23 protein-coding genes are annotated in these 22,790 nt (G+C 39.2%); 8 read left to right on the forward strand and 15 right to left on the reverse strand.

Going from position 1 to position 22,790, the window contains the following annotated elements:
- Complete coding sequence (locus ACHFIZ_RS07290) at nucleotides 1-1,140, reverse strand: hypothetical protein (RefSeq protein WP_410884343.1); 1,140 nt, start codon at nucleotides 1,138-1,140, stop codon at nucleotides 1-3.
- A gap of 98 nt (nucleotides 1,141-1,238) precedes the next feature.
- On the reverse strand, nucleotides 1,239-1,670 hold the full coding sequence (locus ACHFIZ_RS07295; protein ID WP_410884345.1) for an Hsp20/alpha crystallin family protein: 432 nt from the start codon (nucleotides 1,668-1,670) through the stop codon (nucleotides 1,239-1,241).
- Nucleotides 1,671-1,741: 71 nt separating this feature from the next.
- Between ACHFIZ_RS07295 and ACHFIZ_RS07300 the strand changes: the two genes are divergently transcribed.
- On the forward strand, nucleotides 1,742-2,233 hold the full coding sequence (locus ACHFIZ_RS07300) for an acyl-CoA thioesterase (protein ID WP_410884347.1): 492 nt from the start codon (nucleotides 1,742-1,744) through the stop codon (nucleotides 2,231-2,233).
- Here ACHFIZ_RS07300 and ACHFIZ_RS07305 read toward each other — a convergent pair.
- Both ACHFIZ_RS07305 and ACHFIZ_RS07310 read right to left on the reverse strand, forming a co-directional pair.
- Complete coding sequence (locus ACHFIZ_RS07305; protein WP_410884349.1) at nucleotides 2,230-3,627, reverse strand: FAD-binding oxidoreductase; 1,398 nt, start codon at nucleotides 3,625-3,627, stop codon at nucleotides 2,230-2,232. The genes ACHFIZ_RS07300 and ACHFIZ_RS07305 overlap by 4 nt on opposite strands.
- Before the next feature lie 33 nt (nucleotides 3,628-3,660).
- Nucleotides 3,661-4,035 carry a dihydroneopterin aldolase gene (locus ACHFIZ_RS07310; protein WP_410884351.1) on the reverse strand — a complete coding sequence of 125 codons (375 nt, stop codon included), beginning with the start codon at nucleotides 4,033-4,035 and terminating at the stop codon, nucleotides 3,661-3,663.
- 99 nt (nucleotides 4,036-4,134) lie between these two features.
- On the opposite strand from ACHFIZ_RS07310, the gene ACHFIZ_RS07315 reads away from it, so the two are divergent.
- Nucleotides 4,135-5,325 (forward strand): acyl-CoA dehydrogenase family protein, encoded by a 1,191-nt coding sequence (locus tag ACHFIZ_RS07315; RefSeq protein WP_410884353.1) that lies wholly within the window; start codon nucleotides 4,135-4,137, stop codon nucleotides 5,323-5,325.
- Between the two features lie 16 nt (nucleotides 5,326-5,341).
- Nucleotides 5,342-5,725 carry an SRPBCC domain-containing protein gene (locus ACHFIZ_RS07320; RefSeq protein WP_410884355.1) on the forward strand — a complete coding sequence of 128 codons (384 nt, stop codon included), beginning with the start codon at nucleotides 5,342-5,344 and terminating at the stop codon, nucleotides 5,723-5,725.
- A 122-nt stretch (nucleotides 5,726-5,847) separates the two neighbouring features.
- Here ACHFIZ_RS07320 and lysA read toward each other — a convergent pair whose 3' ends face one another.
- Both lysA and ACHFIZ_RS07330 read right to left on the reverse strand, forming a co-directional pair.
- The gene (gene lysA, locus ACHFIZ_RS07325; protein ID WP_410884356.1) at nucleotides 5,848-6,996 is read right to left on the reverse strand and encodes a diaminopimelate decarboxylase; all 1,149 of its coding nucleotides are present in this window, start codon (nucleotides 6,994-6,996) and stop codon (nucleotides 5,848-5,850) included.
- Between the two features lie 181 nt (nucleotides 6,997-7,177).
- Nucleotides 7,178-8,491: an aspartate kinase gene (locus tag ACHFIZ_RS07330; RefSeq protein ID WP_410884358.1), complete on the reverse strand. Its 1,314-nt coding sequence runs from the start codon at nucleotides 8,489-8,491 to the stop codon at nucleotides 7,178-7,180.
- Nucleotides 8,492-8,609: 118 nt separating this feature from the next.
- On the opposite strand from ACHFIZ_RS07330, the gene ACHFIZ_RS07335 reads away from it, so the two are divergent.
- Nucleotides 8,610-10,343: a phospho-sugar mutase gene (locus ACHFIZ_RS07335; RefSeq protein ID WP_410884360.1), complete on the forward strand. Its 1,734-nt coding sequence runs from the start codon at nucleotides 8,610-8,612 to the stop codon at nucleotides 10,341-10,343.
- A 20-nt stretch (nucleotides 10,344-10,363) separates the two neighbouring features.
- Here ACHFIZ_RS07335 and ACHFIZ_RS07340 read toward each other — a convergent pair whose 3' ends face one another.
- Genes ACHFIZ_RS07340 through ACHFIZ_RS07350 form a run of 3 tightly spaced genes read right to left on the reverse strand, consistent with a single transcriptional unit; the run spans nucleotide 10,364 to nucleotide 15,139 of the window.
- Nucleotides 10,364-11,611 carry a glutamate-5-semialdehyde dehydrogenase gene (locus tag ACHFIZ_RS07340; RefSeq protein WP_410884362.1) on the reverse strand — a complete coding sequence of 416 codons (1,248 nt, stop codon included), beginning with the start codon at nucleotides 11,609-11,611 and terminating at the stop codon, nucleotides 10,364-10,366.
- A gap of 8 nt (nucleotides 11,612-11,619) precedes the next feature.
- Nucleotides 11,620-12,651, reverse strand: a complete 1,032-nt coding sequence (gene proB / locus ACHFIZ_RS07345; protein ID WP_410884364.1) for a glutamate 5-kinase — start codon at nucleotides 12,649-12,651, stop codon at nucleotides 11,620-11,622.
- A gap of 58 nt (nucleotides 12,652-12,709) precedes the next feature.
- Nucleotides 12,710-15,139, reverse strand: coding sequence for an AsmA-like C-terminal region-containing protein (locus ACHFIZ_RS07350; RefSeq protein ID WP_410884366.1), 2,430 nt, complete (start codon nucleotides 15,137-15,139; stop codon nucleotides 12,710-12,712).
- Nucleotides 15,140-15,243: 104 nt separating this feature from the next.
- Here ACHFIZ_RS07350 and ACHFIZ_RS07355 point away from each other — a divergent pair, with 104 nt between their 5' ends.
- Nucleotides 15,244-15,453: a zinc ribbon domain-containing protein YjdM gene (locus tag ACHFIZ_RS07355; protein WP_410884368.1), complete on the forward strand. Its 210-nt coding sequence runs from the start codon at nucleotides 15,244-15,246 to the stop codon at nucleotides 15,451-15,453.
- A 251-nt stretch (nucleotides 15,454-15,704) separates the two neighbouring features.
- On the opposite strand, the gene ACHFIZ_RS07360 is transcribed toward ACHFIZ_RS07355, so the two are convergent.
- Nucleotides 15,705-15,776, reverse strand: coding sequence for a hypothetical protein (locus ACHFIZ_RS07360; protein ID WP_410884670.1), 72 nt, complete (start codon nucleotides 15,774-15,776; stop codon nucleotides 15,705-15,707).
- Between the two features lie 191 nt (nucleotides 15,777-15,967).
- On the opposite strand from ACHFIZ_RS07360, the gene ACHFIZ_RS07365 reads away from it, so the two are divergent.
- The gene (locus ACHFIZ_RS07365; RefSeq protein WP_410884370.1) at nucleotides 15,968-16,429 is read left to right on the forward strand and encodes a DinB family protein; all 462 of its coding nucleotides are present in this window, start codon (nucleotides 15,968-15,970) and stop codon (nucleotides 16,427-16,429) included.
- Between the two features lie 6 nt (nucleotides 16,430-16,435).
- Here ACHFIZ_RS07365 and ACHFIZ_RS07370 read toward each other — a convergent pair whose 3' ends face one another.
- Nucleotides 16,436-18,019, reverse strand: coding sequence for a M1 family metallopeptidase (locus tag ACHFIZ_RS07370; protein WP_410884372.1), 1,584 nt, complete (start codon nucleotides 18,017-18,019; stop codon nucleotides 16,436-16,438).
- Between the two features lie 119 nt (nucleotides 18,020-18,138).
- Between ACHFIZ_RS07370 and ACHFIZ_RS07375 the strand changes: the two genes are divergently transcribed.
- Entirely contained in the window at nucleotides 18,139-18,597 is a 459-nt protein-coding gene (locus tag ACHFIZ_RS07375; RefSeq protein WP_410884374.1) for a ferritin-like domain-containing protein, read from the forward strand.
- 263 nt (nucleotides 18,598-18,860) lie between these two features.
- Nucleotides 18,861-19,505, forward strand: a complete 645-nt coding sequence (locus ACHFIZ_RS07380) for a hypothetical protein (RefSeq protein WP_410884376.1) — start codon at nucleotides 18,861-18,863, stop codon at nucleotides 19,503-19,505.
- Here the strand turns inward: ACHFIZ_RS07380 and ACHFIZ_RS07385 are convergent.
- The 4 genes from ACHFIZ_RS07385 to ACHFIZ_RS07400 all read right to left on the reverse strand — a co-directional run bounded on the left by ACHFIZ_RS07385 (nucleotide 19,502) and on the right by ACHFIZ_RS07400 (nucleotide 22,789).
- Nucleotides 19,502-19,990, reverse strand: a complete 489-nt coding sequence (locus tag ACHFIZ_RS07385; protein WP_410884377.1) for a pyridoxamine 5'-phosphate oxidase family protein — start codon at nucleotides 19,988-19,990, stop codon at nucleotides 19,502-19,504. The genes ACHFIZ_RS07380 and ACHFIZ_RS07385 overlap by 4 nt on opposite strands.
- A 63-nt stretch (nucleotides 19,991-20,053) precedes the next feature.
- The gene (locus ACHFIZ_RS07390) at nucleotides 20,054-21,067 is read right to left on the reverse strand and encodes a carbohydrate kinase family protein (RefSeq protein WP_410884379.1); all 1,014 of its coding nucleotides are present in this window, start codon (nucleotides 21,065-21,067) and stop codon (nucleotides 20,054-20,056) included.
- Between the two features lie 3 nt (nucleotides 21,068-21,070).
- Nucleotides 21,071-21,643, reverse strand: a complete 573-nt coding sequence (locus ACHFIZ_RS07395) for a D-lyxose/D-mannose family sugar isomerase (RefSeq protein ID WP_410884381.1) — start codon at nucleotides 21,641-21,643, stop codon at nucleotides 21,071-21,073.
- A 9-nt stretch (nucleotides 21,644-21,652) separates the two neighbouring features.
- On the reverse strand, nucleotides 21,653-22,789 hold the full coding sequence (locus tag ACHFIZ_RS07400; protein WP_410884383.1) for a Gfo/Idh/MocA family protein: 1,137 nt from the start codon (nucleotides 22,787-22,789) through the stop codon (nucleotides 21,653-21,655).
- Between the last annotated feature and the right edge of the window lies 1 nt (nucleotide 22,790).

Raw genomic sequence — 22,790 nt, forward strand, 5'->3', positions numbered from 1 at the left:
TTACTGTTCTATAACTTTACCGTCTTTTATAAGCAGGCGGGCAGAAAACACCAAATCCAAATCTAAGCGTTTAGCAGTTGTTTGAATCAAGGCAAGTTTTCTGTCCGCTTTATTGTTATACACGGTTTTTCCATTTAATACCACTTTTATCTTCTTATCTAGATTTAGAAGCTGGTCATTTAAGTAGATATATAGTTGAGCGTTGTCGTTACGCTCAATGGTAATTGTATTTTTAGTTATAGACACCACAGCTTCTTTACCTGTTTCAGGCAGAGGCGTTCCCAACCAGTAAAATTGTTGGTGGTGGCGATCGTCTTGATGCCAGGCAACTTTCGAAGGAAGAGCTTTCCTTGTAAAAGATGCCATCCATTGGATAGCATTCGTATCCCTCCTGCTCATCCAATGCGGCAACCCCTCATAAATATGCACGTCATGCACATAACTTCCAGGATTCTTAGTTTGTAAACTATCTAATTTTTCAGCCCAGACCTTCGCTAGTTCGTTGCGTTTGTAGGCGGAATCTGCTCCTCCCATATAAATTGCGAAGGGCAGGTTTCTCAGACTAAGTGCCGAGGCATCGCCAGGATGACCAGCCATCATTGACGCCGCAGCCCAGTAGTCAGCCATTCTAGGCGCAAGTTGAAATAAGCCGTCGCCCCCTGCAGAATACCCTAATAAATAAACTTTATTTGGATTAACACCTTCATTCAAGACAGCAGCCTTCACTATTTCAGCAAACATATCATCAATATGATCTTCATGCCAAAGATTCCAGGTATTTGTAGGTGCTCTTGGCGCCAAATAAACACCCTCCTTTGGCGTATAAAGGTTAATCTGGTTTTTCCACTGTTGATCGTTTGCCGCTGAAGAGGTGTTACCACCGCCGTGTAGTGAAATATAAAGACTTCTTCCATCGGCTGGTTTTTCTCCTAGAATCCGATACGCAAATTTCATCTCAAAAGCTCCCTGTGTTACAACCTTCTGACTCCAGATCTTTTGTAGTTCCAACTTTTGGTTTTCAGTTTCAATTGCGATAGCTTTTTTCGAAGCTTCAACAACAGCTGCCTTGGACACACCTTGAGAAAAGGAGTTGGTTATTGAACAAACAAACACGAATAGCAACAACAGTCTTTTGATCATACAAATCTTATAGATGAGCTGCCAATTTAAGAAATTGAAATAAAAAAAGGGCATGTCTTACGACATACCCTAACCTTAAAACCAAAACTCACTCTTACTTATGAAACTTTAATCTCTTTTTCTTGTGATTTTGCTACGTCTTTGCCAATAGTAATGTTTAAAATACCATTTACATATTCTGCAGAAATATTATCAGCATCTACACTTTCAGGAAGCACAAACGATCTTGCGAAAGAACGATAATCGAATTCAACTCGTGAGTATTCTTTGTTATCGGCTCCCTCATGTGCTTTTTTCTCCGCCCAAACAGATAAGGTATCCTTTTTTAGGTTGATTTGAAAGTCTTCTTTCGTCAACCCTGGGGCAGCAAGTTCGATCTTGTAGTTACCTTCAGTTTCTAAAATATTAACACCAGGAACTTTATTGATCGTTAAATTTTTATTTATTGCTTCATTAAACAATGAGTCGAATACGTTGTTAAAGTAAGGCGCACTGCTTCTGGTTCTGTTGTTGAATTTTACTAGTGTCATTTTATATTTTCCTTTTAATTTGTACGTTTATACCAACCACATATTCAACTCTTATACCAACCCATTTATCTATGATTTTCAAGACTTTTTGGCGCAATAAAACCAAACATACCGACAAAACGGCAGATATAACCAATCAAACGGACAGTTTTGTGTTTAAAACAACGATCGAAACCAGGTTTGCAGATTTTGATATGATGGGTCATGTTAACAATGCGGTATACTTTACTTACATGGAAATCGCAAGAACGAAGTATTGGTCGAACGCCATTAAATGGGATTGGAAAAAAACGGGTGTAGTTATAGCGAAAGCCAATATTGATTATATCAAACCTATATTTATTGAAGACAAAATAAGCATGTATGTCAGAACATCCAGAATAGGAACCAGTAGTTTCGATCTGGAATACCTGCTAGTCAAAATAAAAGATGGGGTAGAAGTTGTTTGTAGCAAAGGGAAAACAGTCTGCGTTGCTTTTGATTATCAAACCAAAAGCTCTGCACCCATACCAGAAAGCGAGAAGAATAAGATGTTAATTTTTGAACAATTAAGCCGCAACTAAAATATCTTCCCGGGATTCATGATTCCATTTGGATCAAACACCTTCTTTATCCCACGCATTAGGTCTAGACTTACCTCACTATATTTAATAGGCATAAATTCCTTTTGAACCAGTCCAATACCATGCTCGCCAGAAATTGTACCACCCAAACGCGTGGTAAGTTCGAAGATCTCCACAATACCATCCTTGAGCTTATCCTTCCAGTCTTGATCACTCATTCCTGCCTTAATAATGTTAACATGCAGGTTTCCATCACCTGCATGACCGTAGCAAACACTTTCGAAACCATACTTTGAACCAATTTCTTTGATACCGTTAATCAGTTTCGGGAGCGCTGCTCTGGGCACAACAGTATCTTCTTCTTTATACACGGAGTTTGATTTAATCGATTCTGCCATAGTGCGCCTCATCCGCCAAAGTTCCTCTTTCTGTTGAGCGGTATCAGCAAATAATACATCTATGCAACCAAACTCTTCAAGCACCATATTTACTTTCTCGCAATCTTTAAAGATGTTATCCAGGTCATCACCATCAAATTCAATCATTAGAAAGGCATTAACATCGTTCTTAAGATCAAACTTAATGTCATCGAATTTTATAACCCATTCCACTCCTTTTCTTTCCATGAACTCGAGTGCAGAGGGAGTAATTCCAGCTCTAAATATTGCTGAAACGGCAGCACAAGCTTTTTCGTTTTCGGTAAACGAACCCAACATTACCACACTTTGCTGAGGCTTTGGAATCAGCTTAGTTACAATCTTGGTTACCACACCCAAAGTTCCTTCTGAGCCTATCATTAACTGTGTCAAATTATAACCAGATGCGTATTTAAGTGTATTTGCTCCAGTCCAAATTACCTCACCTGTGGGCAAAACCACCTCGAGGTTAAGAATATACTCCCTAATTGTTCCGTACTTTACCACCCTCGGACCACCAGAGCCATGCGCTACATTTCCACCAATAAAGCAGGATCCTTTACTAGAGGGATCTACAGGATACAACAGACCTTTCTCCGCAACTGCATTAATGAACTCCTCAGTAATTACTCCGGGTTCAACGGTAGCCTGGAGGTTGTCAATATCAATTTCAATAAGGGCTTTAAACCTTTCCATCGACAATAGAACGCCGCCAAAAACAGGTAAAGCCGCCCCACTCAATCCAGTTCCTCCTCCCCTTGGGGTTACCGGAACGTGATGTTCGTTGCATATTTTCATCAAAGCCGATATAGATGCGGTGTCTGCTGGCTTAACTACCACCTCTGGAAAAAACTTAAGATCCTCGGTTTCGTCATGACCATATCTCTGAAAAGATTCCTCATCTGTAAAGACATTATCTGCCCCTATCGCTTCTCTAATTAAATCTAAGATACTTATATTGATTTTGTTGAATTCCATTACTTGCAATCAGTTGTGTAAATGTTGGTTGAATTATACTGCGTTATAGCTTAGCTGCACAAACGAGTGACCTACCTGCCCTGGCATAGGCGGGTTGAGTTTTTTAATGCTAACTTCTGCCGTTTTCAGATAACTGTATTTGGCTATTATTTGATCGAGGATGTTTTTAACAACAGTTTCCAGAAGCTTTTTCGCGACAATCATTTCATTAAGAATGATACTATTCAACACCTCGTAATTGACTGTCTTGTCCAGATTTTCTGTTTCCTGATCCGGAATGAATGTAACCGTCACATCTAGAGAAAAATAGATACCAGTTAATTGCTCCTCTTCGTAAAAGCCGTGATAGGCGAAACATTTAACATCTTTCAAGGCAACGGTCTGCAGATAGTTTTGAGGTCCAGTCATCCAACAAATTTAAATTATTGATTGGTAATAACCAGCCATTGCCTTAAATTATTAACTTTGAAATGAGCATATTTTCTTTACCCAACTTATCCCGCGAATATGGAAAAATCTATCAGGAAAGATCCTTACGAAGCACCAGACTACTACCTTTTAGATGAATTGCTTACTGATGAGCATAAGCTGATCCGAAGCACTACCAGAGACTGGGTTAAGAAAGAGGTCAGCCCCATCATTGAAGACTTCGCACAACGTGCAGAATTCCCAAAACAGTTGATAAAGGGTCTTGGAGAAATTGGAGCTTTTGGGCCAACGATCCCAATCGAATATGGTGGCGCAGGTCTTGATTACACCGCCTATGGAATCATTATGCAGGAAATCGAGCGTGGTGATTCTGGAATACGTTCTACAGCATCTGTTCAGGGCTCATTGGTGATGTATCCTATCTATGCCTATGGGACGGAACAGCAACGTAAAAAATACCTTCCTAAGCTTGCTACCGGCGAGCTAATGGGATGTTTCGGACTAACGGAACCTGATCATGGGTCTAATCCTGGAGGCATGACTACCAACATTAAAGATATGGGCTCACATTATCTTTTGAATGGCGCAAAGATGTGGATCTCCAACGCCCCTTTTGCAGATATCGCTGTGGTATGGGCTAAGGATGAGGCAGGAAAAATAAGGGGACTAATCGTGGAGCGGGGCATGAAGGGTTTTAGCACACCGGAAACTCAGGGCAAATGGAGTTTAAGGGCATCAGCCACCGGTGAGTTAGTATTTGATAATGTCGAGATACCTAAAGAAAACATCTTTCCTGATATAACCGGGCTAAAGGGTCCTTTAGGCTGCTTAAACCAAGCACGTTATGGCATCGCCTGGGGAGCACTTGGTGTAGCTATGGATTGCTATGACACCGCTTTAAGGTATTCCAAAGAAAGGATTCAATTCGGAAGGCCTATTGCCGGCTTTCAGTTGCAACAGAAAAAACTGGCTGAAATGATCACAGAGATCACCAAAGGACAATTATTAGTTTGGAGATTAGGTGTTTTAAAATCTCAAAATAGAGCATCTGTTGAACAGATCTCCATGGCTAAAAGAAATAGTGTGGAAGTTGCAATCGAGATTGCTCGCAATGCGAGACAAATGCTTGGCGGTATGGGAATCACGGGAGATTATTCTATCATGAGGCACATGATGAACCTGGAATCAGTAGTAACCTATGAAGGCACACATGATATTCATTTATTAATAACAGGAATGGACATAACAGGCATCAATGCTTTCAAATAATAACTAGATTTGATTAATGAAAACCTTTAAGAAATATTACTACTTACCCGCTCCTCCTGAGGAAGTTTATCTGGCTTTAACAAAACCGCAAAGCATTCAATTGTGGACAGGCGCAGAAGTTGAATTCACTGAAGAACCAGGTACTGAATTTTCCTTCTGGGATGGAGACATTACCGGTAAAAACTTGGAATTCGAGTTCGGTAAGAAAATAATACAACAATGGTATTTTGGAGAAGATAATGAGCCGTCTATTGTGACCATAAAACTTCATGAAGACAAGAAAGGAACATCGCTTGAATTTGTGCAAACCAATATCCCTGATGGCGATTATGAAGATTTCACCTCCGGACTAAATGAATTCTACCTAGGCGGCTTGGGTGATTTCTTTGAAGAGTCCTAATCATACTTTACCCAATGAGTGTGCTCGGAGTTCCCTACCAGTTACCTCTGAGCTACGGTGCAAACACAAATTTTCTCTTGTGACTAGATTAGCTAAAATGCCATACTATTAATGGAAGATTCTTAGGAATATACCGCTCTAATCTCGTCTCGTAGATTGTAATGAGAAGCCATTACTTCTCCATATGCCCCTGTGCTTCGTAGAGCTATCAGATCGCCACGAAATGTTTCTGGGAGCTCCACTTCTTTACCGAAACAATCTGTGCTTTCACAGATCGGACCAACAACGTCGTATTTTACTTCATTTAAATCCGTTAATTTGGAGATATTCTGAATTTTGTGGTAGGCTTGGTATAGGGCTGGTCGCATGAGTTCCGTCATTCCCGCATCCAGAATAATAAAGTTTTTCTTCTTACCATTCTTAACGTAAAGAACCTTGCTAATTAATGAAGAACATTGACCCACAAGTGCTCTTCCCAGTTCAAAGTGTACCTCTTGGTTGGGGCGTTTCTCCAGAAAATCGTTAAATATCTTGAAATACGCTTCGAAATCAGGAATCTGGTGATCTGGATTATGGTAATCAATACCTAAGCCTCCGCCCACATTCAATACTTTTACGGTAAAACCTCTTTCTTCAAACCAAACTGCAAATTCATTTACACGAACGCAGAGATTTTTGTAGACATCAAGGTTAGTGATCTGAGAACCAATATGGAAATGAATTCCAATGAACTCGAGGTTAGCAGAATTTTTTAAGGTTTCCGCACAGGCAGGTAAATCCCATGAGTTGACACCAAACTTATTTTCGTCAAGACCTGTAGTGATGTTATGGTGGGTATAAGCATCGACATTCGGATTGATCCGGATAGCCACCCTCGCTCTCTTACCCTTAAGACCGGCCAGTTCATTAATTACTTCCAACTCTTGGACAGATTCTACGTTAAAACAAAAAATATCATTGTCAAGCGCGCCGTTGATCTCCTTGTCTGACTTACCAACACCGGCAAAAACTATTTTCCCCTTATCAAACCCTACTTCCAAAGCTTTAGATACCTCGCCTCCACTTACGCAATCTGCACCGAAACCAATCGCTTGAATCTTTTCCAGAACACGCTGATTGAAGTTAGCTTTCATTGCATAATGCACATGAAAATTATATAAATTTGCTGCGTTAGCACACTTTTTTAAAGTCTCCTGCAACAATGAAAGATCATAGTAGTAAAAAGGAGTTTCAGCGTTTGATAATGGCGTGATATCTATATTGGTAAACATAATGATAAAGTATCTTATAATAATTTGTGGTATTTTTTTAGGGATAATTTACTTCGGTAATTACATTGACTACAGAAATAATAAAATCGGGAAAAAAGAATATGACAAGAGGATAAAACTATTCATCGTACTTGTCATAATCGTAATTCTTTTCGCTCTTTGGCTTAGAAAAAGATATTAGTTACTCAAATATTCTTCCGTGCAAACTCTTCAGTGCTTCCGTTTTATCAGAGGTATTGATTAATAAGGAGATGTTGTAATTACTGCCTCCATAAGAAATCATCCTGACAGGTATGTGCTTAATCGAGTCAAGTACACGTGCAGCATAGCCATGTTTCTCTGCGCTAAAATCTCCAACCACACAAACGATAGACTGGTCCTTATCAACCTCCACACTTCCAAATGCATGTAATTCTTCGATAATTTTATCAAGATTATCCAAATAATCTATAGTTACTGAAACCGCCACTTCAGAAGTAGTGATCATGTCTATCGGCGTTTTATATCTTTCAAAGATCTCAAACACCTTTCTTAGGAAACCGTAGGCTAACAACATCCTGCTAGATTGAATCTTTATTGCTGTAATACCATCTTTAGCTGCTATGGATTTAATCTTACCTTTTTCGCTTTCAGCGGAAATTAGTGTTCCTGCAGCTTGGGGCTCCATAGTATTGAGCAGGCGAACAGGTATCCTATACTTTTGAGCGGGGAATACAGATTGAGGATGAAGAATCTTCGCTCCAAAATAAGCCAACTCAGCAGCTTCATCGAAAGATAATTGAGCGATAGGTTTGGTGCCTTTTACAATTCTGGGATCGTTGTTGTGCATCCCATCAATGTCTGTCCAGATCTGAACTTCTTCTGCCATAATCGCAGCTCCTAATAAAGAAGCGGTGTAATCGCTGCCTCCGCGTCTTAAATTATCGACCTCACCAAAGCTGTTGCGACAAATGAAGCCCTGAGTAATAAAGAGTTTATTGTCTTTATGCGCGGCTAAAATTGGCATTAAATGTTCGGTAGTAAAAGGAATATCCGGTTCATTGTCCTCATCAATTTTCATAAAATCAAGGGCAGGTAAAAGAACAGAAGAAACCCCGATCGACTTCAAATAAATATGATATAATGTAGTAGAAAGCAATTCGCCTTGAGCCAGCACAACCTTTTCTTCAACTGGAGTGAAAATATCATTAGCCAACGTTTCTAAAAACCCAAAGTGATAGCTAACAACCTCCTTACCCTGCTCAAGAAACTTGCCTTCAGACAAAAGCTCAATCACAAACTCATTATATTTTTCGTGTAACGCGTTAATGAGACTTAACGCAGACTGTTTATCTTCCTTTAAAAGTTTGGCTGAAATTTCTACTAAACTATTTGTTGTACCCGACACGGCCGACAATACTACGATTTGTTCTTCGGCTGGATCTATGATATCCAGTAATTTTTTCATCCGCTCAGGGCTTCCTACAGAAGTGCCTCCAAACTTTAATATTTTCATCGTTTAATCTTTAGTTTTTATGGAACTTTTTAGTCTCTAATTGTTAATATACTTATATTAGGCCGTGAAATTAACTAAAATTTGTTTCAATAGTATAAATTAAATACCTACGAATTATATGCAATTAGAACCCTCAACTTTAGCCACCATCAATGAATGGCTCAATGGAAATTATGATCAGACCACTAAAAAAGGGATTCAGTCTTTAATGGATAGCGAGTCGGCTTTAGAGCTGACGGATTCATTTTACAGAAGTCTTGAATTTGGCACTGGCGGATTGCGGGGAATTATGGGAGCAGGATCAAACAGAATCAATAAATATACGATAGGTACCGCTACGCAAGGTTTGGCCAATTACCTATTAAATAAGTATCCTGGCGAAAAGATAAAAGTTGCGATTGCGCACGATAGCAGGAATAATTCAGATTACTTCGCAGGAATCACGGCTGATGTATTTTCAGCGAATGGTATTTATGTATATTTTTTCAAAGCACTAAGACCTACTCCTGAGCTGTCTTTCGCTGTTAGGCATCTTGGTTGTCGCAGTGGTGTAATGCTTACCGCTTCTCATAATCCTAAAGAGTATAATGGCTACAAGGCCTATGGTGCTGATGGTGGGCAGTTTACCTCTCCCGATGATACCATGGTGATGGATGAGGTTGCAAAAATTAAAAATATTGATGAGGTTAAATTTGACCGTAATGAAGCCTTTATCGAGCTAATCGGGGAAGAAATTGACCAATTATATTTGAATAAGATCACCGAGTTATCAGTCTCTCCAGAGGCAATTGAACGTCAGAAAGCCCTTAAAATAGTTTATTCCCCAATCCACGGCACAGGAATTACTTTGGTTCCTAAAGCATTGGAACAGTTTGGATTTACCAACCTGACATTGGTAGAAGAGCAAAGTACACCGGATGGTAATTTCCCAACCGTGGTTTATCCTAATCCTGAAGAAAAAGAGGCACTAACACTTGCGCTAAAAAAGGCAAAGGATATTGATGCTGACCTGGTAATGGCTACAGACCCTGATGCCGACCGTGTCGGTATCGCCGTGAAAAACAATGAAGGTGAGTTTGTGCTTTTAAATGGAAATCAGACAGGAAGCTTGTTGATCAATTATTTGCTGACTGCTTGGGAAGAAAAGGGGAAACTTGATGGTAACCAGTACATTGTAAAGACGATTGTAACGACCAACTTGATCGAGACTATTGCTAAAGCAAAAAACGTAACTTATTACAACACCCTTACAGGCTTCAAGTGGATCGGTCAATTAATGACCAGCCTTGAAGGTAAAAAAACCTTCATAGGTGGTGGAGAAGAAAGCTATGGTTATTTAATCGGCGAGCTGGTTAGAGATAAAGATGCTATTGTATCCTGTGCTTTCATTGCAGAGATGACTGCGTTTTACAAAGATAAAGGAAGTAGTCTTTATGACGCGCTTCTTGACATGTATGTGGAATACGGCTTTTACAAAGAAGAGCTTGTTTCTATCACTAAAAAGGGTAAAACAGGTGCTGAAGAGATCAAAGCGATGATGGAGAAATTTAGAAACAATCCACCTGCAACATTGGGGGGTTCAAAAGTAGCAACATTGAAAGACTATGAACTCGGTTTTGAAACAGACCTGGCTTCAGGGGAGAAAAAACAATTAGAACTGCCAGTTTCCGATGTACTTCAATTCATAACAGAGGATGGAAGTATTGTTTCTGCGAGACCCTCAGGAACAGAACCTAAGATCAAATTCTATTGTAGTGTAAATACGCCATTGAAAGACAAAGCAGCATTTAAGGAAATCAATCAAAAATTAGCTGATAAAATTAAAAGTGTAATGAATGACTTAGCGGTTTAATCCCTAAGTCATTTGTTATTTTACCTAATCTGGCCTGTACCTTTTACAATCCACTTTTCTGTAACCAGCTTCTCCAGCGCAAATGGGCCACGCGCATGAAGCTTTTGTGTCGAAATGCCAATTTCGGCACCTAAGCCAAACACTTCGCCATCAGTAAACCTTGTGGATGCATTAAGGTATACAACCGCAGCATCAACCTGCTTCAGAAATAGCTCAGCTAATTCTTGATTCTCAGTCAATATGGCTTCCGAATGCTTGGAAGAATACTTATTGATGTGCTCGAGGGCCTCCTCTATTCCCGAAACAATTTTTATCGAACACTTATAATCTAAAAACTCTCTTCCGAAATCTTCTTCTGCTGCCCTATTTAAACGATTGAAGCCAAGTTTGTCTAGGAGCTGGTAAGATTGGTCATCTGCAAAAACCTCAACATCATATTTCTCCAATTGAGCTGAAAGTAATTCAAGGAACCTTGCAGCTATAGCTTGATCTATTAGTATAGTATCTAGTGAATTGCAGACCGAGGGTCTGGAAACTTTGGCATTGATGACGATGGCTACCGCAGCATTTAGTAAAGCAGTTGACTCAACATAGGTATGGCATACACCTGCCCCTGTTTCAATTACCGGCACGGTTGCATTCTTACGAACAAACTCAATCAGCTGGTTTGATCCACGGGGAATGATGACATCGATGTACTTTTCTGCAGTCAGTATGTCAATGATGAACTCTCTTTCAGGTGGCAATTGTTGAACTATATTGGGATCCAAAGAGGACTCCGATAGGACTTGCTGAATAATACTCACAAGTATTTGGTTGGTTTGGTAAGCATCTTGTCCTCCCCTCAATAAAGCTACATTTCCTGAACGTATACATAGTGCTGCAACATCGAGTGTAACATTAGGTCTGGATTCATAAATGACTGCAACTACGCCGAGAGCTACAGTTACTTTGCTTACCTTTAAACCGTTCTCCAAGATCTTCTCGCTTAAAAGCAATCCTGTAGGATCTGCTAAATTAGCAACAGCCCTAAGGCTTTTACAGAGGTTTAGAACACGTTCCGTATTTAGGAGGAGTCTATCAAGTTTAGGATCATTGGGATCTAATTTTATAACATCTTTTTGATTCTCCACTATAATTTCGGCTGATCTTGCCGTTACTGAATCCGCAAGATGATTAAGCAACTGTTGCTTCTCCCGATTGTCCATTGCCAAAATGGAACTTTTAGCCCTTTGTGCATTAATTAATATATCCTGAATAGCTGACATTTTTATATCTATAAAATAACGATGTCGCTCGCATTTGCGACTTCCAAATTGTGTTGTTTTGAATCCTGAGTAATTGCCGCAGAGAAAACCTTCGACTTGGCAACTGCCACAATGCTCCCCTCCTGATCAATGATTTCGAATATTTCCGCTGCATTGAAAGGATTTTGTATTGATCTTACCCCGACTGCAAGCAGGCTTTTTCTATCACGTATAGCCTTGCATGCTCCATCATCGACAGTTAACCTACCTGTAACCAGACTTCCACTGGCAAGCCACTTGTTTCTTGCCGGGATTGAGCAGACTTTCGGCTCACATACAGTTCCTGTTTGCTCAGCAACGGCCTTAAGAATGCCATCCTCAGTCCTAACACCAAATATCACAACTTTAATGCCCATCGATGTTGCAAGGTTGGCAAATGTTAGTTTCGATGTCATGCCACCTAATCCTACTTCAGATGTGTTTTTTGTAGCAAGGGAAAACACATCACTATTGATCAGATCGATTCTATTAACTACTTCACCTTTTTTATCCAACACGCCGGGCACAGAAGTACCGAGAAGTATCAAAGAAGCTCCAAATCCAACCCCAAGCAAGGTAGCCAGTTCATCGTTATCAGAAAACTTAAGTTCAAGATTACTCACAACATCATTCTCATTGGCAATTGGGATTACGTTATTCTTCCATAATTCTTCGTAGGTTTCTTTGAGCTGCAAAAATTGAGTTCTATTTGAAAAATGTTGCCGTTCACAAAGGCTTTGTGCAATAGAAATTCCATAAGGCTGGAAATATCTCGAGTAAGTTCCAAGCAATAATGGGTTTCCTATAGCTGCTGCAGCTTTACGCTCTGTCATTTTACCCTTATAGTTTTTCAAATATTTCTTGCCGGCAGCAACTGCTCCTGAAGAAACTAGTATAATATGGTAATTTTCGGTGAGCTTGGCTACTTGTCTCGTAATGTCTGCGATTATAGCTTCGTCAATTTCGGCATTTGTGGTTATTGATGCAGACCCTAGTTTTAGGACCAGAATGGATTTCGTCATTTAGCATTGGTTTTCGTAGTTCTATAAAGCGCACTAAAATACGTAAAAAAAATATTCCCTAACCCTTATCCCGATTCTTATTGAGCTTAATTTTTATCTTCCCGTTTTCGTCCTCAGTTGCCAATAAATGCAACACGATTCCCTTCATTCTTCTCGATCTAATCTCCTTCCTATCTGTAATTTCTTCGTCCTTTTTTGGGTTTCTAAGTGGCACATCCAGTGCGATACTAGTGCCGGCAGACATTGAGTAGATCCCTGCTATATCCATATTTAATAGACTTGAGTTGATTTGCATAGGATTGATCGTGATCTTTTGTCCCCTTATATCGAACTTTCCATTAAGATTGTTAAATGTGATGTTGTCAAGATCTCTAAATGGGAATGCAAATTTGCCTACGTCTTTAATTGCAGCAAAACTTACTAATGCACCTTTTTTTAAATCGAAAACAATATTACCGTTTAAAGAATTAGGCAGCAATTTACCCTGGTCATTGATGCTTCCCGAAATATTTGTTTTGGAGAAGAGGTATCCACGAAGATTTTTAGAGGTTAGGGATGTTAATCCAAAATTATCAAATGAATAGAAAAAATGCTGAATGTCTACATTGCTAATATTCGCATTTAGAGCAAACCTGTTAACAGAGCCACTTTGAGTCACGGTTCCCGCAAGGTTTACAGAACCGCCTCCATGTTTAACACTTACATTTTTAATGGAAATTCCCTTTTCGGTTAGTAACACGTCCGCTTGGGCATTAGTAGCCAAAAATTTATTGTAATAAACCTTGTCAACCTGCAAATGCATGTTTACCATACTTTTTTCAAAGACCTGATTCAAATCATCAGAAAAACTAATGTTTTTTGCTGTCTTCTTTTTAATGGTTTTTCTTGAACCAAGAAAGCCAAGGAACTCACCTAAATGAAGCTGCGGACTTCTAATCTTCCAATTCAGTAATATTTTTTCGGGGTCGCTATAATACAAGTTCAAGAAATTGCTAATAGAACCGTCCATGTAAACCACGCTTTTTCCACTTTGCAACCTAATATTTTTAATAAAAAGGTCACGATCTGTGAAGTTTAACGAGATATTAGTGTTGGTAAAATTTACATGGCGGGGCACGTAACTCACATCGGCATTTTTTATCTCAACTAATCCCTTCACAAATGGTTTAGCTAATTTAAAGTCGACAATATCTGCACGATAGGCAAGTGATACATTTGCAGTTCCTTTACCAAACTTTAAAACGTCATCACCCATCGCATTATTGAGGTTCTTAATGTCAAAATTAGATTTGAACATTCCGGTAGCAATTGGTCTATTAAGGTCATTTATAAACGCAGTATCAATCGAAAATGGCATGTTTTCATAAGCTCCTTTAAAGCTTAAAAGCTTGATTGCCGAATTCTGATCATTGTGGCCTTTTCCTTGTTCGAAATTGTTTGTAAATATGCCAGTAAAATTACAGTTTGAAACAATTCCCCCTGGAGTGGTCAATTTATTATTCTTAACGAGAGCTTTGACGTTAATTTCCGGATCACCTCCAGGCCCCATATTCCCTGCAATTGTGCAGGTTACGTCGATGGGTTTATCCAAATTAAACATGTTTAATCTTGAACTGATGTTTGGGGCTAGCAATCCCGCGGCGTTCTTCCACATGATATCATTGGCCTGGATATTTATAGAAAAGTCAGTATTATCCTTTGCCATATCAAATTTTGCACCAATAACGAAGAAGTCCTTTCCAATATTAAGCGTGTTAGGAGCAACAGTGATCAGACCTTTGGCGTCTTCATAAGTAAGTTTAAAAGGTCCTTCCAGGAGCTGATCCTTAATAAAACTACCTCTTTTAGTATTAAACGCAAGGCTTTTTGCAATAGCTTTTAGGTTTACTTCTGCTTCCCAATCAGACCATGAATAATCAATATTGCCATCCAGGTCATCAACAACAAAATGAAATAGCTTATTCCCTTTCTTATTGTCCATCAAGAAATTCACATTGTTTAACGAAAATCTCCGAATTTCCAAGTCAGACGTGCTGTTCTCTTTTTTTTCAACCTTGATATTCGATTTCTTCTTAAAAATTGCTGTGTTGCTATACCCATTGCTATCTGTATATAAGTAAATGCTGGCATTGTTTATCCCCATCTTCTTTATCTGAATAGTTCCGGTCAACAATTTCAAAGCATTAACCGAAACTTCAATATCCTTAGCTTCTAAAAGGGAATGCTTGTGTTGTTCCCAAAGGCTGTCTCGGACAATAACGTTATTTAAACGCATTGAGACGCCGGGAAATCCTTTCAAGAAAGTTGGTTCCATACTTTCTATAGTAATCTGTCCACTAATGCCTCCGTTAAGTTGCTTTGTAATTGTAACCAGCAACTCCTTTTTGTGAGCATTAACATACCAGGCGAGACCGATAAAAACCAGTATCACTAATCCAACTAATATTCCGAAAATTCTGAGTGCGATTTTAGACCAGCGAGGCATCATTTGTAGTTTAAGATTAGGTTGTTATGTTTTTCTAACTCAATAGGTATGCCAATTGATTACATCTTTATCCGCAGAATTGTACCTTTAACAATTAATCACATCACATGGTAGTAAAAGATAGTAATGGCAATCAGTTAAATAACGGCGACTCCGTAATTCTTATAAAAAGCTTACCTGTAAAAGGAACATCAATCACTCTAAAAAAAGGCACGGTAATAAAAAATATCAAACTTACTGAGGATGATGCTGAGGTCGACTGCAAGGTAGAAAAAATGAGAATCGTACTTAAAACTGAATTCCTTAAAAAAGGTTAGTCTGCCAACTCAGACACCTTAAGTCCCAAAACCTAGCTAGTCTCGGTTCTGATCTCACAACCTTCGTACCTAACTCAAAGGCATCTCCATGTTTTACGTCTTTCTTGATCACCTAAACACGTTGTCCTGCGGTCTCCAATTCCCAGTCTTGCATTTTGGTTGTTGGAAGGCACTAGCGAAGCGCTAACCTATCTTGAGGAGATTGTCTCACCTGATCAATTAAATATTTCATTAGTTGCAGATTAGGCAACTTAGCAACGATCATTGGTCGAATATTGGTCAGGCTGTAATTCCTTTAACAAAAAGCTAAGGGTTGCGCTCATAATACCAGCACCAATCAATACTACATCCACGGTTTAAGCTGATTTGCTTTTTTTATCGGCCATTTCTGAAATTTTGTGCAGAAGTAGTAAACGTGAATAACTTCCACAGGAAAATAACAGATGAAAATTCTATATATTGCAGTTTTAAATGTACTTATTTCATTTATTAGACGAACGTTTTTGAAGTTACTATGAATACCTATCCTCAAATTACTACTTTACGCAAAATCAGACAATTCACATTAGCTACAATTGATGGCTTATCGGAAGCTCAGTTCAACCAAACTCCAGAAGGATTTAATAATAACATCATCTGGAATGTAGCTCACATGGTGGCAGCAGAGCAAGGTGTTTGTTACTTAAGAGCAGGATTAAGAACTGTAGTTGAAAAAGACTTCTACAATGCATACAAACCAGGCGCTAAACCTGAAAAACACATTGCAATGGAAGAGATTAATGAAATCAAATCACTTTTGCTTGCTTCACTTGAAAAATTAGAGCATGATCTTCAAGAGAATATCTTCGGTGAATATTCGCCCTGGGCTACAAGATATGGAGTCGAGATAGGTAACATTGATCAGGCACTTTCTTTTCTTCCTTTTCACGAAGGGATGCACCTAGGATACATTATCGCGCTAAAGCGCTTGATATAGACGCTGCTACTTAAACTGCCCTTTCTTATTCAACAATTCAAAATACTTTGTTAGGTCTAAGCCAAGCGACTTCTCGAAGGAGGCCTTCAAGTCTTCAGGCTGTGGATGCTTGTTTTTCCAGGTCTCAAAATATTGCTTGAATGCTCGATTTATTTTGTCGGTACCTACCTGACTTTCCAATAAGTATAACCAAAGCGCAGTTTTCACATAGGAAATTAATCCGTACTCATCGGAGGACTTGAACTTATCAGAAGGGGTCTCTATCGGGGATTCCATAGGTATTTCGATCATTGCTCCATATAAGCTAGCTAGAAAATCTTTCGCAGGAAGTGCTTTAATTTCTGCAGGGATCATAGCTTCTCCGAAAACCGAATTTGTCCGATACTTTTCAGCTTCATACCTAAACTCAAAAAAAGTATTTAAACCCTCATCCAGCCAAGTGTGCTGGCGCTCATTACTGCCCAACATACTCATAAACCAATTGTGGCCAACTTCATGAGCGATTACCGCATCTAAGCTTTCCTTTTTAGCATCCGGACTGGTAATCAATGTAATTGTTGGGTATTCCATGCCGCCACTAGCATTATTCTTTGGACCCTCAACCACTTGAACTACAGGGTATTCATACTCACCAACCCAATTGCTGTATTTTTTGACCGCATCTTTTGTATAATCAATGCTGTTGTTCCAGATTGTACCTGGTTTATTGTGGTAGTAATTGAAGGCTTCAACCACTTTTCCGGAAGCGAGCTTCAGAGTATCGTATTGGACCACGAAGTTTTTGTCGGCAAACCACGCAAAGTCTGGAACATTATTCATGACGTAAGTAAGTTTCTTTGTGCCCGATTTATCTTTAGGTACGTATAATACTGGTTTTCCAGTTCTATTCTTCGAATTCTGTGTACCTGTACTCTTATATTGAGCTAATTCATATTCAGTTTGAAGGAGACCGGTTGCGCCAACAATATAGGCTGAAGGCACAGTAATATTAACTTTAAACGATGAGTAGTCGCTATAAAATTCACCCATATCTAAATAGGGAAACTCGTGCCATCCAGTTTTATCGAATACTGCAGGTTTTGGATACCATTGGGTGACCATAAACTCTCCTTCCGCGTAACCTGAACGCGAAAAATAAGATGGAAGTTTTACGTTAAAGTCGGTCGCTATAGCTACAGAATCTCCTGATTTCAATGGTGCGGCAAGCTTCACTTTAATTATGTCTATAAACTGCGGGTTAGGATGAGGTTCAGTTGTCGCCTTTTTGCCATTTACTGTAAAATTTAGTCCAGTGATACTTCCAAATTCATACTTTTCCAACTTAGATACCCTGGAGGTATCATTCTTTATCTGCTGAAATAGTGCGGTAGATTCATTCTTGTAAGCGTTGGGCCAGATGTGAAACCAAATGAAATCAAGAGTTGATGGAGAATTATTCTTGTAGACTAGACGCTCAGTTCCCACCACCGTTTTGTTCTTGTCGTTCAACGTTGCATCGATTTCATAACTTACATGTTGCTGCCAATAGCGCTCCTGAGCGAAGGTAATATTGCTGACCAAAATCAGCATAAAAAAGATCTTAAACTTCATAATGGATAATATCAATATTAAACTCCATATCCTGAAATTTGTTTTGTACGCGTTTTCATTTTAATGAAAACTTTTCAGGCATGCTCTTGTTCTTTCCATACATCAAAAAACCTAATACAATGGAAACTACAATTGTAAATAAGGAGATCTTACATGATCTTATTGAAATCAACAACGACAGAGTAGCTGGATACCAGAAAGCAATGGACGAACTAAAAGACGGGGATGCCGATCTTAAATCTGTTTTCGTAGAAATGATCGGTCAAAGCCATAAGCTTAAGGCTACTTTGGCACAGGAAATTCAGGTTTTAGGGGGAGACGCGCAGACAGGCACAACCACTTCTGGAAAAATATACCGTGCATGGATGGATGTTAAAGCCGTGTTTACAGGACATGATAGAGAAACGGTTTTGAACAACTGTGAATTTGGAGAAGATGCTGCTCAAAAAGCATACAAAATGGCCTTAGAAACGGAAGGATTATCAGCGGATCTAAGATCAACGATCACAGAACAAAAAGCCGATTTGCTAACATCTCATGATAAAGTCAAAACATTAAGAGATTCAGTAGCAAGTTAAGTTGCTATAAAGTAATTAGTAAAACCGGCTCAGCAGCCGGTTTTTTTGTTTCATCGTTCCAGCGGTTATCCATCGTCATCTTTACTTTTACCCCATCGTCCCAGCCGAAGTACAGGACCTCAAATATGCATATCGAGGTCCTGAAATAAATTTAGCACTGCATGATACCTTGAGTTGTAAGCTGTTTATCAAATGTTTAGCTCAGCCATGCAAGCATCAAAATTATTTCGTAAATTGTTATGAACACATAAACGCTAAGCCATATGAAAACATTTTTTAAAACTGCAGCTCTTGCGATTTTTGCAGCATTTGCATTATTAACCTCTTGCTCCAACACCAAACTTTTGAGTTCTTACGCTGCCCCCAATTCTAAACTCCCAAAGAGCAGTAAAGTCCTTGTAATGGCTATGATGGGTGATCAAGATAAAAAGCTTCGGGCAAATATGGAAAAAATAATGGTTGAAAGCCTTCAGGACAGAGGGATTAATGCAGGCTCTGCAATAGAAGAATTTGGTATTGATGCCCTAAAATCGCTTGATGAAAAAACTGCCATGAAGAAAATAAAAGATCAGGGGTTTGACGGTGCATTCACAATCGCATTACTGGATAAGACCAAAGAATCCAGTTACAAAAGGGGCGGAATAGGAATAGCCCCATATCCATATAGATTCTGGGGCTACTACAACCACTATTACAGTAATTTTTATGGTAGAATTTACACGCCTGGGTACATTTCAGATGATAATAGATTTATTTTGGAAGGTAGCGTATATGGCTTACAGGCAGATAAACTTCTCTATTCGGCTAAGACAAAAACTTTCAATCCAAGCAGTCCAAAGGCGCTAGCTTCAGAATTCACGAAGAAATTGCTCAATGACATGTACAAAAATGGAGTAATTGCAGATTAAAAGCTGATTCTATCATGTTTACCCTCATCAAAAGTGGTAGCAGTAACAATTGCTTTAAGCATATTGAAAGCTACTACCATTTTTGATGAGCTGCTATCCCAATATTCAGCTACCCTAGGCTCAACTTTTATAAGAATCAAACGCGGATCCTCCAAGCCATCAGGAAACCAAGCTTTTATCGCTGCTGAAAAGTACGCTTCCTTTTTAGCTTTGTCATCAACAAGCTCAGCTTTTCCGTTTACCGAAACATAAGTATTGCTAGACGGATCGCTATAACCTAATGTAACCTGATTTTCCTTTGAAATTTCTTTAGTTTTAAGAGAGTACTCATTAGTAAAGAACCAAATGCTTCCGTCATCTTCTACCTTTACAGTACCCATTGGTCTGCTGGAAAACTCATCTTTCTCAGAAAGCGTCGTGAACATACAAATGCGCACTTCATCTATCATATCTTTTAATAAGGCAATGTTCTTTTCGTTTTTCATAATGTTTAATATTATTTAAATAACAAACACCGGCTAATGCCTTTTGTTTGATTGCGAGGTTGCTCAAAAGCCGCTTCTATACCCAAATTTATTGTCTAAAAAAAGACATTCCGTGTATGTTAATATCCCGTCGGATGATGTTGAAGCAAACAAACTTGATGCAGCAGCACAAATACCTAACTTTAAACTCTTTTCCATCGACTGTTCGTTGTGGACGCCCAATAATACCCCGGCAGCGAAAGCATCACCGGCGCCAACAGCCCCAACAACCATTTCTTCAGGAATGTTGATACTTGGTTGGAATATAACCTGACTGGTACTGCTTACCGCAATGGCGCCACTGGGAAAATGGACGACAACCCATCGGTTAACCCCCATTTCAATGATTTTTAAAGCTGCTTGTTGACAATACGCTCTATTGGGTTCCCCACCTATTGATGTGGCTATTCCGGTAATCATGCAAGCTTCATATTCATTAACAAAAAGATAATCAATATACGGTAATGCGGGTGGAATTAAGCTACTGAAACGATCAGAATCTTCGCTCACTACATCCACGGATGTAATAAAACCGAAACTCTTTGCACGCTTGAGTACTCTGGCAGCTCTGGTCAAACCGTCGGATTCTAAAATATCCAGCTTATCTAACAGCAACAGATACCCTAAATGAAACATCTTTGCATTCGAAATAGAAAAATCAAAATGATCAATATCCAAAAGCGCATTGGCACCTCGTTGGTGAAAGAATGTCCGTTTTCCACTAGATTTTACAGTCATTACATCGGTATAAGATGTATAAGCAGACAAAATCTTCCTTAATTGAGTAGTGTCGATTTCCAATTCTTCACACTCATTTATGATATACTCGCCACGTTCATCATCTCCAACTAAACCAAGACCACTTAACGGAAAATCTGCTTGTAGTTTTACAAGATCTTTCAAAATATTGTATGCAGAACCACCATTACTCAAGCATTCAGAAAATATCGTCACTAACTTCTCTTCCTCTGGAAAAGTATCTATGATTTTCACCTGGTCAATTATCCAGTTTCCGCCGACTAATATTCCGTTTCTCATTTTTTAGTTTTCACTAAGTAACTTAACGATTCTTAATTCGTCTTCTATAATTTCAGTGTACCTTCCAATTTCTTCGTTCGAAAAGAAATTATCGCTGAGGTCATCGTTGGCGGTGGAGACTTCACCAATTACACATTTTTCTGAGTCCGGGTAAAACTCATGCCACACGCCGGGATCAATGGTCACCCTATTTCCTGCATGAAGTTTTATTTTCTCTCCAGATGTAATCAGGCAACTTTGCCCATTTATTTTAACATTAAACCTGCCTCTAGTTTTTTGTATTTGCGGATTCTGGCTCCAAAGCTGAACTACCAATACTCCTGTTCTGCAGATGATATCTTCCTTCTTCTTTTGATGTGTATGAGCTGGCGTAATCTGGCCTTCAATAGCATACATGACTTTCTCGCAGTATTCTTCTTCTTCAGCAAGGTTAACCAACACCAGTCCACAGTTTAAGAAAGATCCCAGCCCGAAGTCTGTAACATCCCATCTTGGATTTGGAGGCAGCGTCCAGCAGTTCTTCTTAAAAAAGATACCCGCATCACTTATTGCCTTATTAATTTCCGATCGTTTCATGTCGATAGTTTAATTGTAAGTAATATTTTGCACTCTACTCACTGCATGAGATTTTAAAGCAGCATCAAATAAAGAATGACTGGCAACGGCTTCCTGCGGTGTCACACAGCCAAACCTACCAGATAGCTTTCCGGCTCGCTCGGCAAAGTATGCAGCAAGCATTTGCATAAAGCAATCAGAGAAACCAGCTTCAAAAATACCGCCTGTTATGGTTGGAAACACCAAACCTTTAAATCCAAGATCTGTTCTTTGCCAATACTGTTCTTCATTTTGCAAACTAAAGTTCCAAAGCGCTTTTGTATCTTTGGTGCTATATTTAACTCCCCCATTTGTACCTAAAATCTCAATATACCAGGTATTAGTTTCTCCAGGAGCAATTCTTTTCATTTCCAAAGTCATTGGCACATTATTTCCTTCAATTTCGACCTCAGTATTCAAAGTGGCATTATTCCAGGTGTCACATGTTGCTGTCCCGCCTTTGCCATCCGGTCTTTCTGTTATGATTTTCTGAAGTTGCGCATAGACCAGGTTAGGCTTCCAACCTAAACGTAATGGAACATGTAAAACATGCATGCCTAAATCTCCCATTACCCCTATCTCTCCGCAAAACTTATTTTGTCGCTTCCAGTTAATTGGTTTTTTTCGATCAAGATCACTTGAATGTAGAAAACCTGCTTTTACTTCAATAATCTCACCCAACCTTCCGGATTGAACTTCATTAATCACACGTTGTGGTCCGGGTAGAAACGGCATCTCAGAGCTACACCTAACAAATCTTCCCAAGCGCTTAGCCACTTCTTCAATAGCTAAGGCAGCGTTGAGATCAATACCGAAAGGTTTCTCGGCCAACAAATCCTTCCCCGATTCCAACACCTCAATATAATATTCTTTATGCAAATTATGAGGCAATGCCACATAAACAACGTCAATTTCTGAATTAGCGAGCAGCTCCTTGTAATTCGTAGTAAGCACCTTTACTGTAGGAACTTTTCTATACCAATCTAAAACGTGTTCATTTAAGTCGCAAACTGCTACCAGTTCAACCGCCACAGGAAAATCATTTAATGCAAACCATCTTCCAAAAGCACTTGCAGCCTCCTTACCCATCAAGCCACCGCCAATAATCCCAACATTAACCTTTTCCATT

The sequence above is a fragment of the Pedobacter sp. JCM 36344 genome (genome assembly GCF_046546555.1).
In the GTDB taxonomy this organism is placed as follows: domain Bacteria; phylum Bacteroidota; class Bacteroidia; order Sphingobacteriales; family Sphingobacteriaceae; genus Pedobacter.

What these genes read in the sequence shown, in the direction of transcription:
- ACHFIZ_RS07290 (WP_410884343.1), bottom strand. Translation starts at nt 1,140, where the DNA reads ATGATCAAAAGACTGTTGTTGCTATTCGTGTTTGTTTGTTCAATAACC.
- ACHFIZ_RS07295 (WP_410884345.1), bottom strand. Translation starts at nt 1,670, where the DNA reads ATGACACTAGTAAAATTCAACAACAGAACCAGAAGCAGTGCGCCTTAC.
- ACHFIZ_RS07300 (WP_410884347.1), top strand. Translation starts at nt 1,742, where the DNA reads ATGATTTTCAAGACTTTTTGGCGCAATAAAACCAAACATACCGACAAA.
- ACHFIZ_RS07305 (WP_410884349.1), bottom strand. Translation starts at nt 3,627, where the DNA reads ATGGAATTCAACAAAATCAATATAAGTATCTTAGATTTAATTAGAGAA.
- ACHFIZ_RS07310 (WP_410884351.1), bottom strand. Translation starts at nt 4,035, where the DNA reads ATGACTGGACCTCAAAACTATCTGCAGACCGTTGCCTTGAAAGATGTT.
- ACHFIZ_RS07315 (WP_410884353.1), top strand. Translation starts at nt 4,135, where the DNA reads ATGGAAAAATCTATCAGGAAAGATCCTTACGAAGCACCAGACTACTAC.
- ACHFIZ_RS07320 (WP_410884355.1), top strand. Translation starts at nt 5,342, where the DNA reads ATGAAAACCTTTAAGAAATATTACTACTTACCCGCTCCTCCTGAGGAA.
- lysA (WP_410884356.1), bottom strand. Translation starts at nt 6,996, where the DNA reads ATGTTTACCAATATAGATATCACGCCATTATCAAACGCTGAAACTCCT.
- ACHFIZ_RS07330 (WP_410884358.1), bottom strand. Translation starts at nt 8,491, where the DNA reads ATGAAAATATTAAAGTTTGGAGGCACTTCTGTAGGAAGCCCTGAGCGG.
- ACHFIZ_RS07335 (WP_410884360.1), top strand. Translation starts at nt 8,610, where the DNA reads ATGCAATTAGAACCCTCAACTTTAGCCACCATCAATGAATGGCTCAAT.
- ACHFIZ_RS07340 (WP_410884362.1), bottom strand. Translation starts at nt 11,611, where the DNA reads ATGTCAGCTATTCAGGATATATTAATTAATGCACAAAGGGCTAAAAGT.
- proB (WP_410884364.1), bottom strand. Translation starts at nt 12,651, where the DNA reads ATGACGAAATCCATTCTGGTCCTAAAACTAGGGTCTGCATCAATAACC.
- ACHFIZ_RS07350 (WP_410884366.1), bottom strand. Translation starts at nt 15,139, where the DNA reads ATGATGCCTCGCTGGTCTAAAATCGCACTCAGAATTTTCGGAATATTA.
- ACHFIZ_RS07355 (WP_410884368.1), top strand. Translation starts at nt 15,244, where the DNA reads ATGGTAGTAAAAGATAGTAATGGCAATCAGTTAAATAACGGCGACTCC.
- ACHFIZ_RS07365 (WP_410884370.1), top strand. Translation starts at nt 15,968, where the DNA reads ATGAATACCTATCCTCAAATTACTACTTTACGCAAAATCAGACAATTC.
- ACHFIZ_RS07370 (WP_410884372.1), bottom strand. Translation starts at nt 18,019, where the DNA reads ATGAAGTTTAAGATCTTTTTTATGCTGATTTTGGTCAGCAATATTACC.
- ACHFIZ_RS07375 (WP_410884374.1), top strand. Translation starts at nt 18,139, where the DNA reads ATGGAAACTACAATTGTAAATAAGGAGATCTTACATGATCTTATTGAA.
- ACHFIZ_RS07380 (WP_410884376.1), top strand. Translation starts at nt 18,861, where the DNA reads ATGAAAACATTTTTTAAAACTGCAGCTCTTGCGATTTTTGCAGCATTT.
- ACHFIZ_RS07385 (WP_410884377.1), bottom strand. Translation starts at nt 19,990, where the DNA reads ATGAAAAACGAAAAGAACATTGCCTTATTAAAAGATATGATAGATGAA.
- ACHFIZ_RS07390 (WP_410884379.1), bottom strand. Translation starts at nt 21,067, where the DNA reads ATGAGAAACGGAATATTAGTCGGCGGAAACTGGATAATTGACCAGGTG.
- ACHFIZ_RS07395 (WP_410884381.1), bottom strand. Translation starts at nt 21,643, where the DNA reads ATGAAACGATCGGAAATTAATAAGGCAATAAGTGATGCGGGTATCTTT.
- ACHFIZ_RS07400 (WP_410884383.1), bottom strand. Translation starts at nt 22,789, where the DNA reads ATGGAAAAGGTTAATGTTGGGATTATTGGCGGTGGCTTGATGGGTAAG.